General features: G+C 65.8%; 11 protein-coding genes. 2 read left to right on the top strand and 9 right to left on the bottom strand.

Features of this window, described 5'->3' with window-relative positions; translation table 11 throughout:
- Positions 1 to 32: 32 nt before the first annotated feature.
- The 3 genes from CFB45_RS06325 to CFB45_RS06345 all read right to left on the bottom strand — a co-directional run bounded on the left by CFB45_RS06325 (position 33) and on the right by CFB45_RS06345 (position 5,741).
- Positions 33 to 1,058 carry a LacI family DNA-binding transcriptional regulator gene (locus tag CFB45_RS06325; protein ID WP_089424932.1) on the bottom strand — a complete coding sequence of 342 codons (1,026 nt, stop codon included), beginning with the start codon at positions 1,056 to 1,058 and terminating at the stop codon, positions 33 to 35.
- Between the two features lie 774 nt (positions 1,059 to 1,832).
- The gene (locus tag CFB45_RS06340) at positions 1,833 to 3,476 is read right to left on the bottom strand and encodes a serine hydrolase domain-containing protein (RefSeq protein ID WP_089424933.1); all 1,644 of its coding nucleotides are present in this window, start codon (positions 3,474 to 3,476) and stop codon (positions 1,833 to 1,835) included.
- An 18-nt stretch (positions 3,477 to 3,494) separates the two neighbouring features.
- Complete coding sequence (locus CFB45_RS06345) at positions 3,495 to 5,741, bottom strand: TonB-dependent receptor (protein WP_256978218.1); 2,247 nt, start codon at positions 5,739 to 5,741, stop codon at positions 3,495 to 3,497.
- Between the two features lie 384 nt (positions 5,742 to 6,125).
- Between CFB45_RS06345 and CFB45_RS06350 the strand changes: the two genes are divergently transcribed.
- Positions 6,126 to 7,118, top strand: a complete 993-nt coding sequence (locus CFB45_RS06350) for an ATP-binding protein (protein WP_089424935.1) — start codon at positions 6,126 to 6,128, stop codon at positions 7,116 to 7,118.
- 127 nt (positions 7,119 to 7,245) lie between these two features.
- The gene (locus CFB45_RS06355; RefSeq protein ID WP_089424936.1) at positions 7,246 to 8,712 is read left to right on the top strand and encodes a M81 family metallopeptidase; all 1,467 of its coding nucleotides are present in this window, start codon (positions 7,246 to 7,248) and stop codon (positions 8,710 to 8,712) included.
- A gap of 33 nt (positions 8,713 to 8,745) precedes the next feature.
- Here CFB45_RS06355 and CFB45_RS06360 read toward each other — a convergent pair whose 3' ends face one another.
- Genes CFB45_RS06360 through CFB45_RS06385 form a run of 6 tightly spaced genes read right to left on the bottom strand, consistent with a single transcriptional unit; the run spans position 8,746 to position 14,524 of the window.
- On the bottom strand, positions 8,746 to 10,407 hold the full coding sequence (locus tag CFB45_RS06360; protein WP_089424937.1) for a serine hydrolase domain-containing protein: 1,662 nt from the start codon (positions 10,405 to 10,407) through the stop codon (positions 8,746 to 8,748).
- On the bottom strand, positions 10,404 to 11,465 hold the full coding sequence (locus CFB45_RS06365) for a dipeptide epimerase (protein ID WP_089424938.1): 1,062 nt from the start codon (positions 11,463 to 11,465) through the stop codon (positions 10,404 to 10,406). The genes CFB45_RS06360 and CFB45_RS06365 overlap by 4 nt, the downstream gene beginning before the upstream one ends.
- Positions 11,458 to 12,819, bottom strand: a complete 1,362-nt coding sequence (locus CFB45_RS06370) for an MFS transporter (protein WP_089424939.1) — start codon at positions 12,817 to 12,819, stop codon at positions 11,458 to 11,460. Before CFB45_RS06370 ends, CFB45_RS06365 begins: the two co-directional genes overlap by 8 nt.
- Positions 12,820 to 12,843: 24 nt before the next feature.
- A complete protein-coding gene (locus CFB45_RS06375) occupies positions 12,844 to 13,272 on the bottom strand; it encodes an ExbD/TolR family protein (RefSeq protein ID WP_089424940.1) in 429 nt (142 codons plus the stop codon).
- Positions 13,273 to 13,300: 28 nt separating this feature from the next.
- Entirely contained in the window at positions 13,301 to 13,732 is a 432-nt protein-coding gene (locus CFB45_RS06380) for an ExbD/TolR family protein (RefSeq protein WP_089424941.1), read from the bottom strand.
- 3 nt (positions 13,733 to 13,735) lie between these two features.
- On the bottom strand, positions 13,736 to 14,524 hold the full coding sequence (locus CFB45_RS06385; protein WP_089424942.1) for a MotA/TolQ/ExbB proton channel family protein: 789 nt from the start codon (positions 14,522 to 14,524) through the stop codon (positions 13,736 to 13,738).
- Positions 14,525 to 14,565: the final 41 nt, after the last annotated feature.

Genomic DNA, 14,565 nt, shown 5'->3' on the forward strand with positions numbered 1-14,565 from the left:
GTGGGGTGGTGTACAGGGTGCGCGGCGCGGGTTCAGGCCTTGCGCAATTGCAGGTCGGTGGCCGGCGGCGCCACGGTTGCGCCGTCGCGCACTACGTGCGGCAGGATCAGCGACGTGCGTTCGATCGCTGCGCCGCCGATGCTTTCGACGAGACGCTGCCATGCGTGGCGGCCGATGTCGCGGTTCGGCGTCGCGACGCTCGCGAGCGGCGGCGCGAGCAGTTCGCCGAGCGCGATCCCGTCGAAGCCGAGCACCGACAGGTCGTCGGGAATCGAGAAGCCCGCGCGGCGCAGGCCGCGCATCACGACCATCGCGAGCAGGTCGTTGCTGCAGAAGAGGGCGGTCGGGCGCGTCGCGTGTGCGGTGAGATGCGCGAGCACCGCGTCGGGCAGCTCGGGCGCGTTGAAGTCGACTTCGACCGGCGGCAGCGTGGCGACGCCGATTTCGTCGAGGGCCTGCGCATAGCCGAGATGACGCTGGCGTGCGCGATCCGACGCGGCGAGCGAGCCGGCCAGCATCAGCACGCGGCGGTGGCCGCGCGCGGTCAGCAGCCGCACGCCGTCATACGCGGCACGGCGGTTGTCGACCGACACCGACGGGCGACGCTGCGTGTCGTTGTGCATCAGCACGTAGTGCGGGCCGTCGTGGTCGAGCATGTCGAGCAGCGGGTGGGTATCCGCATCGGCGACGGTGAGGATCAGCCCTTCGACGCGCTGCTCGCGCAGCGTCTCGATCGCGTGGCGCTCGCGCGCCGCGTCGTATTCGGTCGTCATCAGGATCAGCTTGAAGCCGGCCGCGGTCGCGAGCTCGTCGATGCCTTGCAGGCAGTCGGCGAACACGGGGTTCGACAACGTCGGCACGACGACGCCGACGAGCCGCGTGCGCTCGCCGCGCAGTTGCCGGCCGAGCGGGCTCGGGCGGAACTGCAGTGTGTCGATCGCGGTGCGGATCGTTTGCAGCGTGGCGGGGCTGACGGTATGCGGGGCGTTGATCGCGCGCGAGACGGTGGCGATCGAGAAGCCCGCGAGGGCAGCGACGTCCTTGATGGTCGAGGTCATGAAAGCTTGCGATGTAAACGTTTTCGGCCGGGAAATTATCGAAAACGTTTGTGACTTCGCGATGACTTAGGCGACGCTTGTTTCGCGAAAAGCACGACACAAACGTCTGACGGATAGGGCCGTCGGACGACGCGGACTCGATTGTATCGGGGATGCTGCGGCGCGGGAGGAAATCGTTGGGGGGCGGTGTGGGGGCGTCGACGACAACGGATGAATCCGTGGGGGCGCCTTGATGCGGCGCCGCGGAATAAGGGAACGCATGCGCAAGCAATGGTAGAATCGCGTCCGCCCCTCTTGCCGGGGTGATGAAATTGGTAAACATAGCGGACTTAAACGATTGAGTGCCCGGTCGGAAACGGTCGGTGCAGAACCCTTCAAATTCGGCGAAACCCCTGATGCGCGCATCGAGGCAACGCCGAGCCAAGCCTCGCGGCATCCGCGAGGAAGGTGTAGAGACTAGACGGGGGGCGCCTAAGGCGCATGGGCAGCAGGTAAAGCCCGCGCGCGACGGCGAAGGCATAGTCCAGCGCACGAACGGCATCGCGCACGCGACGCCGGCTTTGAAAAAAGCAGTGTGACGAAAATCCGCCGCCTTAACTGGCTTGCCGGTTCGAGTCCGGTCCCCGGCACCACGATCGCTTCATCGCGATTCGATGAAGGGACGAAAGCCCGCGAGAAGCCCTGCGCTCGCGGGTTTTTTGTTTTTGTGGCGTGGCATCGGTGGTGATTGACGACGACCGAACGGTAACGCCACCGCCATCAGCGACGCGATCCCTACGAATCACACCCCTCGCGCACGAAGGCCAGGTTGCGCGTGCGCGCCGTGTCGATGCGAAAGCGCGTCACCTCGTGACCCGAGCGTTCCACCGTCAAGACGCCGTGCATGACGGCCATCTGACCGGCAGGGTCGAACGTGAAAATGTCGTCGGCCACCGGTTCCAGCCGGTAGCCGGCGCTGCCGGCGGCGCCGGTCATGGTGAGGGTGAGTTCACCGTTCGTCACGGCGATCGTCGCACGTGCCGCGGCATCGTGACCGTGATACGTGCCCGCCAGGCCCGCCGACGCATCGGAGAGCGACGGCGCGTGATCGGGCAAGCGCTCGAGCGTCTCCGCGTGACCGCAGTCCACCAGCTCGATCGCCGTCACGCGAGCCGCCGCCGTCGGCGCTCGAGGTTTGATCAGCAGCGCTCTGCCTGTCCCGTCGTCAACCCGCAATCCAGCCTCCGTCTCGATGAGCGGTTGGGGCATCTGCTGGACGTTCTGAAAGCTCGCGTCGAGCTGCCCGTTGCGATCGCCGATCACGCAATACGTCCCGGACGCACGCGAGTGGTACCTGCCGAGCAAGGTTTCGTGCCCTGCCGTCGGCAACGGTGCGGCGGGCTTCGCGCCGAGGACGGCATCGCCCAGAACGATATCGACTATCTGCGTGGCCACTTCAACCGGATTGACTGCCGCGCCGTTCGTGAGAATGATGACGTCCAGCGCGTGCCCGGCCACGGTCAACATCTGGCAAGATCCACCGAACACCCCGCCGGCATGATGCAGCACCTCCACGTCGCGATGCGGCGTGAGCATCAGCCCGAGCGCGTAGACGCCCTCCGCGCCGCTCGAATAGTGCGGTCGGGTCAGCATCTGGCGCCAGCTTGCTTCGCTGCCGACCCGCCTGGGGCCGCGCAGATGCGCGAGCCAGCGCAGCATGTCGTCGACCGTCGACACGATCCCGCCTTCGCCGAGCACTTCCCACGTCGGAAAGAGGCCGCGCATGAATCCGCCTTTTCCATCCGGCACATGCTGGGTCGCCATGCGCGGGCGAATGCGCATGTCGTCGGCGACCGATTCCGTGTCGACCATGCCCATCACGTCGAAGATGCGCGCCTTCAGAAAGGTCTCGAAGGGAATGCCGCTGACCCGCTCGATCGCGAGCGACAGCAGGTGATATCCGCCGTTGCAGTAGATCATCCGCTCGCCCGGCGGAAAATTGACGTCGCGTTGCCGGACTTGCGCCGCCAGCACGCCGCCACGCGGCAACGTCGCGACGCCTTGCGCGAGCAGCGTGAGATCGAGATAGCAGCGGTAGCCGCCCGTATGCGTCATCAACTGCCGCAGGCTGGGGTCGCCTGCGAGCAGCGGCAGCTCGGGCAGGTACGTGCGGATCCCGGCGTCGACGTCGAGCTTGCCGTCTTCGGCGAGCAGGAGGGCGGCAAGGCACGTGAAGTGTTTGCTCGTCGAGCCGATGCGCAAGCGCGTGGCCGGCGTATTGGCGACGCCGTGTTCCAGGCTTGCCATGCCGAAGCCTCGTCGGTAGAGCACTTCGCCTCGATGCGCGACGGCCACGACGAGGCCGGGTTCATCGCTCTTGTTGAAGCGTTCGAAAAGGGTATCCAGTTGCTCGACGATGTCGCGCGATGCTTGAGTCATTTTAGGTATCCCTATGGTTTAGAACGGAACGGTCAGCGCCGCGCCGATCGTGCGGGGCTGAATCACGCTGACGAGCGCCGGGCCGCCCATCGGTATCAGCGACGTGCCGGCCGCGATCAACGCGCGCCGGTCGAACAGGTTGCGAACATAGAACGCCAGGCTGAACTTCCTGAAATCCACGCCCGCCTGCAGATCCGTGATCGCGTAGCCCGGCAACGGATAATCCGGCCGGCCCGAGCTGGCGTCGAACCCGCTATGACGTCGGCCGACGAAACGTTGGGTCACACCCGCATACGACGGATACCCTTGCGCGGTGAACAGATAGGTGCCCGAGAGCGTGGCGGCGACCTTGGCCGAGTTCGGCAACGGCGCGCCCGCCGTCGTCCCCGCGTTAGCGTTGCCGCTCGTCAGGCTGGCGTCGATGAGCGACAGGTTCGCGCTGAAGTTCCAGTGCGGGGTGGGGCGGAACGTGCCGGAGAACTCCAGGCCCTTGATGCGCGCGTTGCCGGCGTTGATGACCTGATTGACGCCATCGACCGTGCCGAGCTGCTGGATGTTCTTCCACTCGATGTCGTAGACCGACGTTTCCAGCGACAGCCGCTTGTCGAGCAGGTCGGCCTTGTAGCCCGCCTCATAGCTCCACAGCGTGTCGGGTGCGAAGGTCGGGCTGCCCGCTGCGCGCATGCCGGTGAGCGGATCGATCAGCAGGGCATTCGGGCCACCGGGCCGGTATCCGCTGGCGATGCGGACATACGCATTGCTGTTGGCGGTCAGCGCATAGCGCGCGGTGAACATGTAGGTCTTGCTGGTGTCCGACGACGGTGCCGAGATGGTCTGTGTCGGGCCGGCGAGCGTGCCGTAGGTCGTCTGTTCGTAGGTCTGGGTATTGTGGGCGATCCGCACGCCGCCGGTCAGCGAAAGGCGCGGCGTCAGGTGATAAGTCAGGTCGCCGTATGCCGCGTACTCGTTGTACGTGCTGGGCGCCTGGAGCTCCGACAGGTCCGGGCCGGGCGAGCCATCGGGCAAGGTCGTCAGAAAGCCCTCGCTCGAATGGCTGCGCTCGTGCGTATAGAAGAGGCCGGCCAGCCATTCGAGTCGCTGGTTGCCCGGCGAAGTCAGGCGAAACTCCTGGGTCACCTTGTTCGTGGTGGCCACATCCTTGGCGACCACCGAACCCAGGTTCAGCCCCTGGGCGGCAAATAGCGGCCCGTAGACACCGGTCAGGTCCTGCGGCGCACTCGTGTTGATCCTTTGATACGACGTGATCGAGTTCAGGCGCGCCCAGCCGAGCTCGTATTCGATCCCGGCCGAATAGAGCTGGATGTTTTGATGAAAGGGCTGCGGGGCGAACTGTCGCGTGGTCAGGTCCCCCCAGACCGGCTTGCCGTCGGCGCCATATTCAACGTAGTTCGGATCGTTGCGATTGATGTTCTGCGAGAGCGCGGTCAGCCGGACCGTCAGATCGCGGGTGGGCGTCAGCAGCAGCGACGCGCGAGCACCGTAGGTGTCGCCGCGATCGATGTGGGTGTCCGCCTTGGGGCCCACTGCGTCGACATACCCGCCATCGTGCTGCCCGAACACGGAGACGCGCAGTGCGGCAACGTCGGTCTTCAGCGGGATATTCAACGCCGCGTTGGCCGTCCCGCTCACCCCGCCATGCGCCGTTCCCGATACGCCGGTGCCGACCTGCCCGGAAAACTGACTCGGGTCCGGTTCGTTGGTCACGTATTTCAGCAAGCCGCCCATCGCACCCGCGCCATACAACGTGCCCTGCGGACCTCGCAGGATTTCGACGTGGTTGAGGTCGAGCAGGCTCATGTCGAGCGAGAACGTCGCGCTTTGGGAGAACAGCGTGCTGCCGCCGAACGCGACGTCGTCGACATACATGCCGACGGTCGGCCCCGTCTGAACACCGGTCGTCACGCCGCGAATACTGACTTGCCCCGACCCGCTGCCGCCGCTGGCGTTCAAGTCGACGCCCGGCTCCGAGGACAGGAAGTCGGACATCGTTTTCGCGCCGCTCTTCTGCAGTTCGTCGGCCGACAATACATTGACCTGCATAGGGACTTCGCGAGCCGGTTCGCGTCGGCGTGTCGCGGTCACGACGACGGTATTGAGCGTCGCGCCACCCTTGCCTTGCGCCTTCGTCACCTCGGCCGGAGGGGTATTCGGCGCAGCGGCGGCAGGCGTCGCGTTGGACGCCGCATCAGGCGCGGCGACCTGCTGCGTCGTCGCGGGCGTTTGCGCGTGTTCCTGCGCGTGCACGCCCAACGATGCCAACCCGAATACGGGGCCGACGAAGAGGGGGGCGTAACGCCCGCCGTGTCGCAGCGGTAACGTTGCCGAGCCCGCCGCGCGCTTCGTCCGGTTTTTCATCTTCACCATCGTCTCCTCCTGGTTTTGCAATCGACTGAACGCGATGCCGTGTAGCGCAACTCAGGGTGAACGGTAAGTGCCGGTTATTTCTGGTTCATGTGGCGTTTGTATCGGTGCTGATACAAACGATCGATGACGGAGCGGGGCCGCCACGCCGGCCGACGCGGTGCAGAACCGGGACGAAGACTTGTTTCAGGTTTGCAATAAAGGGCTCACATGGCCCCTACATTCACGGGCGATAATCGACGCCATCGCTCGCCGTCGGCCAGGACCATGCACAAACCCCGCTTCGATTCGGCTTTCTATCGCCTGTTCTTCGTGATGATCTCGATCATCCTCGTGATGCAGATCAGTGCCGGCCTGCTGCTCTTCAAGCTCTACAGCACCGCGCCCTTCAAGCCGCCGCCGGGGATGAGCGCGGCGTTGCAGTGGGGCGCCGCGGTGATGATCCAGGTGATGCCCGCGCTGATCTCGTCCTGGATCGGCGCGCGCATGCTGGCCGCCCCGTTCCGAACGCTGGCCGTGGGGGCCGCCGAACTGTCGAGGAATATCGATGCGCCGCCCATCCGGGAAATCGGTCCTGTCGAGGCACGTCAGGCCGCCAGCGTGTTCAACACGATGCAGGCCTCGCTGCGGCGGCAAATGAGTGAGCGCAACCGCTTCCTCGCCGCCGTATCGCACGATTTGCGCACGCCGCTGACGCGCATGAAGCTACGTCTTCGCTCCGCTCAGGATGCCGAATTGAGCGAACGAATCAGGGACGACATCGACGAGATGACGCAGCTTCTGGAAGCCACCCTGTCGTTCCTGCGCAATGAAGAGGTGGTCGAGGAATTCAGTCCGGTCGATATCAATGCACTGGTGGATGCCATCGCGGAAGATGCGGCCGAACACGGTCAAAAAGTGACGATCAGTGGTGAGGTGCCGCCGATCTCGGCGCAACCGCTGGGCCTCAAGCGCTGTCTGACGAATCTGGTCGCCAACGCGATTCGATACGGTGAAGACGCGCACATCCGCCTGATCGACGCACCGTCGTGCGTGCGGATCCAGATCGTCGATCACGGCCCGGGCATCCCGGAGTCGCAACTGGAGCGCGCGCTGGAGCCGTTCTACCGGGTGGAAAGTTCGCGCAACCGGAACACGGGCGGGACGGGGCTGGGCCTCGCCATCGCGAACGACGTCGTGAAGCGTCACGGCGGGGAGCTGGTGTTGCGCAACGCTCCGGAAGGCGGGCTGGTCGCACAGGTCACGTTGCCGCGTCGATAGGGATAACGGCCCGGATCGACCGTTTGCACTGCTCTGTTTCACGCTTGATACAGACTGCTCACAAAGCGGAAATGGCGGGTGCTTATAGTCGTTTCACACCCTTCAATCCCATTCGGCAGACCTCGTCATGAAAATATTCACGGCTCAGCTTTCGACGGAAACCAATACCTTTGCCCCGTGCCCGACCGGATGGGGCGGCTTCGAAGAGAACACGATCTTTCACGGCGACGCGAGTGTGCGCGAGCCCGACGGCGTGGGGCATGTGCTCGCGGAAGTGCGGCGCCTCGCGCAGGCCGACGGTCACGACATCGTCGAAGGCCTGTGTGCCGAAGCCCAGCCGTCAGGCCGCACGATTCGCGCGGTCTACGAGTCCCTGAGGGACGAAATGCTCGATGGCGTAAAGGCCGCCTTGCCGCTGGATGCCGTGATTCTGCTGCTGCACGGCGCGATGGTGGCGGAAGGCTACGACGATTGCGAAGGCGACCTGCTCGCCGGCGTGCGCGCCATTGTTGGCCCCGACGTTCCGATCTCGGTCACGCTCGACCCGCATTGTCATTTCACGCAATTGATGAAGGCGTCGGCCGATGTCCTGATCGCTTACAAGGAGTATCCGCATATCGACGCCGTCGAGCGGGCGCGCGACGCCTATCGACTGACGCTCGATATGGCTGCCGGACGCATCCGCCCGACGATCGGCGTGTTCGATTGCCGAATGGTCGGTGCCTGGCACACCACCAGCGAACCGATGGCGGGGTTCGTCCGGCGTATGCAGTCGTTCGAAGGGCGCGACGGCGTGCTGTCGGTGTCGCTCGGCCATGGGTTTCCGTGGGGCGACGTGCCGGAAGCCGGCGCGAAACTCTGGGTGGTGACGGACGACGATCTCGCCAAGGCCGACGCGCTGGCGGCGCAACTGGCGCGCGAGTTCTGGGCGTTGCGCGACGCGACACGCCCTGCATGGCTCGATATCGATGCCGGGCTGGATCGCGCGCTGGCGGTCGAGGGCGGCCCGGTCGTGCTGGCGGATGTCGCTGACAATCCCGGCGGTGGCGCGCCGTGTGACAGCACGTTCATTCTGCGTCGCGTGGTCGAGCGACAGATTGCGAATGTTGCGATCGGGTGTTTCTGGGATCTCGGTGCTATCCAGATCTGCAAGGACGCGGGTGTCGGGGCCACGCTGAATCTGCGCATCGGCGGCAAATGCAGTGTGTACTCCGGAGAACCGGTGGACCTGCGCGTCACCGTCCGCAACGTGGTCGAGCGGCATACGCAAAGCATCATGGGCCTCGAGCAACCGCTCGGCCGGGCGGTGTGGGTGGAAGCGGACAACGGGCTCGACATCGCGCTGATATCGGTTCGCACCCAGGTGCTCGGCGTGGACGCATTCACCGGCCTTGGCATCGACTTCGCCGGCAAGAAGCTGGTGGTCGTGAAATCGACGCAGCATTTCCAGACCGACTTCGCGCCGCGTTCGAAGGCCGTCTTCCATATCGCCGCGCCAGGGGCGCTCTCGATGAACTTCGCCGAACTGGACTATCGGCTTCGTGACCTCAACTACTGGCCGCGCGTGTCGAATCCGTTTGCGTCGGCGAAGTGAATACGTGCCGGCGTCAACCGACGCCGGCCAGCGTCAGGCGTCGGCGTGTACCCGTGTGAAGGCCAGATGCCGGGTGCGCGGCGTATCGACGCGAAAGCCGGTCATGTCGCCGCGCGTTGCGTCGCGCGTCAACGTAAGCATTCCGGTCGTGATGTTCACCGGATCGATCGGCACCAGTTCGAAAGCATCGTGGGCCAATGGCGTGAGGCGGTAGTCGCAACGGCCCACCGCGCCGTGCAGGCGAAGAATGAGGGCTTCGTTGTCGAGCCGAATGATCGCGTGGGCATCGGCGTCGTGGCTTGCGAATACGCCGGACATCGCGGCGACGAGATCCGGCGTCATCGCGGGCGCTTCGCCGACGCGTGCGAACGTGTCGACATGGCCGCAATGCACGATGCGCAGGCTCGAGAGATCGTTCGGTGTGCAGGATGATCCCCACCGCAGCGCCAACAGACCGTCGCCGCTCGCTTCGACCTGGACGTCGTTCAGTTCATCGGCGCTGTCGTAGAGCGTCATCGAGCGTCTGGGGCAAATGGGGCCCGCCAACACCAGCGCGCCTTCGTGATCCTCCAGTGCATACACGGCGCCGCTGCGGGCCGACCGGTAGCGGCCGAGGCGTGCTGCGTGATCTGCGGCGCGCGCCGCGACAGGCGGGCCATCGCCATCCAGCTCGTCCGCCAGCACGATATCGACCACACGCTTCGACAGTTCGAGCGGTGCGTCGAGCGCGCCGTTGCTGAGCAATACGACGTCGAGCCCATGTGCTACCGATACCAGCATCTGGCAAGTTCCACCTACGACGCCACCGGAATGCTGTATCAGCTCGACACCGCGATAGGTGCTCTGCGTGAGACCGAGCGAGTATTGACTACGCAGACCGCTGGAGAATGCGGGCAACGCCAGCATCTGGCGCCAGGTGTCGGCGTTGCCGACGATCTTCTCGCTGCATCGCAGGTGCGCGGTCCATCGCAGCATGTCGTCGACGGTCGAGACGATCGAGCCTTCGCCGAGCAGTTCCCACGTCGGAAAGATGCCGCGCCGGAATCCGCCCATGCTGTCAGGCACATGCATCGTCGCGATGCCGTGCTCGATCGTCATGTCGTTGGGCACGCACGCGGTGTCATGCATGAGCAGGGGCGCGAAGAGCTGGGTCGCGAGAAACGCGTCGAACGCCATTCCGCTCGCACGTTCGACGGCAAGCGAAAGCAGGTGATAGCCGCCGTTCGAATACATCATGCGTTCTCCCGGCGGAAAATTTTCGTCGTGTTGACGTTGCTGCGATGCGAGGTACGCGCCAGGCGGTGACATCGCGAGACCCTGCGTCAGGAGCGCAAGGTCCAGCGCGCATCGCTGCCCGCCGCGATGCGACATCAACTGCCGCAGCGTCGGTCGGCCGGCGGCCGGCGGCAGCTCCGGCAGATACGTGCCGATGGGGGCATCGGCGTCGAGCGCGCCGCGCTCGCACAGGAGCAGCACGGCGAGGCAAGTGACATGCTTGCTGACCGAGCCGATGCGCATGCGCGTGGCCGGCGTGTTGGCGATGCCGTGTTCGAGGCTGGCCATGCCGAAACCGCGCCGATACAGCAGTTGGTCGCGATGGACGATGCCGGCGATCAATCCGGGTGCATCGGCGCGGTGATAATGCGCGAACAGCGCGTCGAGCTGCGTCGTCGTGGTGGATGAGTCGGATGTCATGTCGATGGCTCAGCGAGAGGAGGCAGGGGGGCAGCGTGGCCCCAGACGTTGGACGGGCAGTGCAGCAGGCCGTCGATGTACGCGACACCCGGCTCGCGATCGCGTGCGAGGAAGATCGGTCCGTCGAGATCGACGTGATCGCACAGTTGCCCGAGCAGAAACGCGGGGGCGATCGCCAGCGAGGTGCCTGCCATGCAACCGACCATCACGGACAAGCCCGCTTCGCGTACCCGCGCGGCAAGGTCGAACGCGCGCGTCAGGCCACCGCATTTGTCGAGCTTGAGGTTGACGATGTCATAACGGCGCGCGACGGCGGACAGGTCGCCGAGATCCTGAAACGATTCGTCGGCCGCGAGCGGGACCGGACAATCGATTGCTTCGAGACAGGCGTCCGCACCGATCGCAAACGGCTGTTCGAGCATGCCGACTTCAAGCTGTTGCAGCACGGGGAGCATCGTGTCGAAGTGCGCGCGCGACCAGCCCTGATTCGCGTCGACGGCGAGCGGTATTTCCGGGCGCACGTCACGGATGGCGAAGAGGCGCGCGGCGTCGGCGGCGCTGCCGTCCAGCTTGACCTTCAGCGCCCGCGCGTGGCGCAATCTCTGCGCGGCCCCGGCCATGGCACTCGGCGTATCCACGCCGATCGTCATCGTGGTCCGCAACGGGCGTGGCTCGGAGAGGCCCGCGATGCGCCAGACAGGCATCGCTTGCCGTTGAGATTCGAGCGCCCACAATGCCGCATCGACTGCATTGCGTGCGCCGCCGGGCGGCAATACGTCGAGCAATCGCTCTCGCGTGATGCCCGCTTCGATCGATGGTCGGACGCGCTCGATTTGCGCGGCGATGGATTCCGGCGTTTCACCGAAGTAAAAGACCCCGGAGGCTTCACCGTTGCCGGCGTGGTGCCCGTCGTCGACGGTCACGCTCACGAGGCGAGCGGCGTCGATGACGTGGCCGGTGATATGGAACGGAGCGGCCAACGGCCAACGTTCGATACGCAGCGAGAGCGAGAGCGGGCAGGGTGACATGGGAGCGGAAGGACGAAGGGAATCACGCATAGCGTTCGATTGCGTCGCGCACACCGCGGCCCGCCGCGCGCATCAACAGGCAGGCGGCAAAGAAGCCGAACGCCGCCACGCAGACGATCGACCACAGCAAGCCCTGGCTGAACGCATGCAGACGATCCGACATGAACCCGATGAACACGGGGCTGCCGGACTGCACGACGATCGACGTCAGGGCGCCGATCGCCGCCACGCGCGAGCGCAGGTGGGCAGGGCAGATGTTCTGCATGAGGGTGGGAAACAGCACCATGCCCGCGACCATGCAGGCGAGCTGTGCGCCGAAGAGCGCGTAGACCGGCGTGAGCGAGCCCACGGCCAGATAGAGGAAGGATAGGCCGCCGGCGACCAGCGCGCCACATTCACACACACGCAATGGCGCGAGCACGCCGAAGCGCGCTCGCATGCGGCCGGCAACGAGTCCGCTGAGCACGCAACCCGCGATGCCGCCGGCCATTGCCGCCACGCCCATGCCGCCGCCGGCTTCAGCCGGTGTCGCGCCGAAGGTGCGCACCGCCACGACCGGCATCCATGTCGCGACACCGCCGAACGACAGGTTGACCAGCCCGATGGCGCCGAAGAACTTGAGCATCATGAGGGCTTCGCGCCGGAAGTAGACCGGTGCGGACGGCAGCGGCGCGGAAGTCCGGTGACGCGCGGTGGCTGCTTCCGTATCGCCGTGCTGGCCGGGGCGAATCAGCAGAACCAGCACGGCCAGCACGGGGGCGGGCAACGCAACGGCAAAGAACGCGAGCCGCCACGGTTCGAGATCGGCGAGTCCCGCCGGCCACGCGCCGTGCGCCGCTGCGATGCCGTGCATCAGTGCGCCGCCGAGCGCCATCCCCGCCCCCGAGCCCAACAGGTTGGCGAGCGCGAAGATCGCATTGGCGAGCACGCGCTGGCGCGCAGGGAACAGATCGGGAATCAGGCCGTAGATCACCGGCACCAGTCCGGCTTCGCCGATCCCCAGCCCGACGGTGGCGATGAACAACTGCCAGAAGTGGGTGGTCATGCCGCAGATCGCGGTGGCGGCGCTCCAGACGAGGACGCACGCAACCAGCACGACACGGCGGTCCACGCGATCGGCGACCCAGCCGATCGGCAACGATGCCACGCCGGCGAACAGGGCGATGCCTGCGCCTTGCATCAGGCCGATTTGCGTGTCGGTCAGCCCGAAATCGTGGCGGATGGGTTCCGTCAGCAGGATCAGCATCTGACGATCGACGAACGCGAAGAACGCCACGATCACGAGTATCGCGAGACCGAACCATGCGCGTGGCCCGGCCGGTGAATCCGATGGCGGGCTCGAGGCCGCCACGGGGGCGAGCACGTCGGGGTTGGAGTCGAACATGAGGGCTCCGTGATGAGAAGGCGGTTACTGCATGAACTGCTCGTTGCCCACGAGCCCGATGCGGTTCGCGCCGAGCCGCTGCGCGGACGCCATGACCATGGCGACGGCGCGGTAAGGCGCCGCCTTGTCGGGCCGCAAATGCAGTTCGGTCGGCGCGGGATCGACGGCGACGTCGTGCAAGCGCGTTTCCAGTTGCTCGCGCGAACGCAGCGTTTCGCCGTTCCACGCGATGGCACCGTCGGCCGCGATATCGATCTGCACCACCGGCGGTGTCCGCGGTTGCGACGGCGGCGCGCCGGTCGGCATGTCCAGCTTGACCGCGTTCGTCTGGATCGGAATGGTGAGGATCAGCATGATGAGCAGGACCAGCATCACGTCGATGAGCGGCGTGGTGTTGATCTCGATCATCACGTCGGCTTCGTCGGCGTTGCCGGTTGGCATCGTCATGGCCATGTCGGGTCTCCTGGTCGGTATGAAGGGATCATTGGCGCGGCGGCGGTTCGGTGATGAAGTCGACCTTGACGATGCCCGCCCGCTGGCAGGCAGACACGACCCGGCCGATGGCGGCGTAGCGTGCATCGAGGTCGCCACGGATGTGGACTTCGGGTTGCGGCGACTGCACGGCAACCGCCTTGAGTTTCTCGACGAGCGTGGCGGCATCGGGCACGCGCCGTTCGTCCCAGAACACGTCGCCTTCTTTCGTCACGGCGAGAATCACGTTCTGCGGCGTCGTTTGCAGCGGCTGCACGGCCTCCTTGGGCAGCGTGACCGGCACGGTGTGCGACACCACCGGAATCGTGATGAGGAAGATGATCAGCAGCACCAGCATCACGTCGACCAGCGGCGTCGTGTTGATGGACGACATGGTCTCGTCGTGCTCGGCGCCGTCGCGGGGGCCTACGGTCATGGCCATGGCTCACCCCACGCGGGTGAGGGCGGCGGCCTTGGTCGCGGCGGCGGCCCCGGCCGTGGTCGTGCCGGTCAGGATGACGATGTGCAGTTCCGTCGAAAACCCGCGCACGCGCTCCATCACCGCCTTGTTGCGGCGCACGAGCCAGTTGTAGCCGAGCACGGCGGGCACGGCGACGGCCAGGCCGATCGCGGTCATGATCAGCGCCTCGCCGACCGGCCCCGCGACCTTGTCGATGGAGGCCTGGCCCGCGATGCCGATCGCCGTCAGCGCGTGATAGATGCCCCACACCGTGCCGAACAGGCCAATGAACGGCGCGGTCGAACCGACGGTGCCGAGAAACGCGAGGCCGTCCTGCAGGCGGCTCGAGACGGATGTGGTCGCCCGCTCGATGGCCGCCGCGACCCACTGGTTGAGGTCGACCTGTTCGACCAGCGCGCCTTCGTGATGGTCGAACGCCGCGAGACCAGTTTCGGCGATGAAGCGGAACGGGCTGCCGGCGTCCAGCTTTTTCGTGCCTTCGCTGAGACTGCCTGCTTTCCAGAATCCCGCCTCCGCTGCCTTCGCGCGGCGCAGCACACGCGTTTGCTCGAGCAGTTTCGCGACGATGATGTACCAGCTACCCATGGACATGACGACCAGGATGAGCAGCGTGCCGCGTGCAACGAAATCCCCGCCTTTCCAGAGCGCATCGAGACCGTAGGGATTCGTCACCGTGTCGGTGGCGGCGTGGGCGGCGCTGGCCGCGAGGAACAGTGCCGTCGCGAGGGCGGCCTTGCGGGTTCGGTTGAGCATGAACGTCTCCTGAAATGCGTTGCCAAGTGGAAAGGGAACGG

The sequence above is a fragment of the Burkholderia sp. HI2500 genome, assembly GCF_002223055.1.
Classification (GTDB): Bacteria; Pseudomonadota; Gammaproteobacteria; order Burkholderiales; family Burkholderiaceae; genus Burkholderia.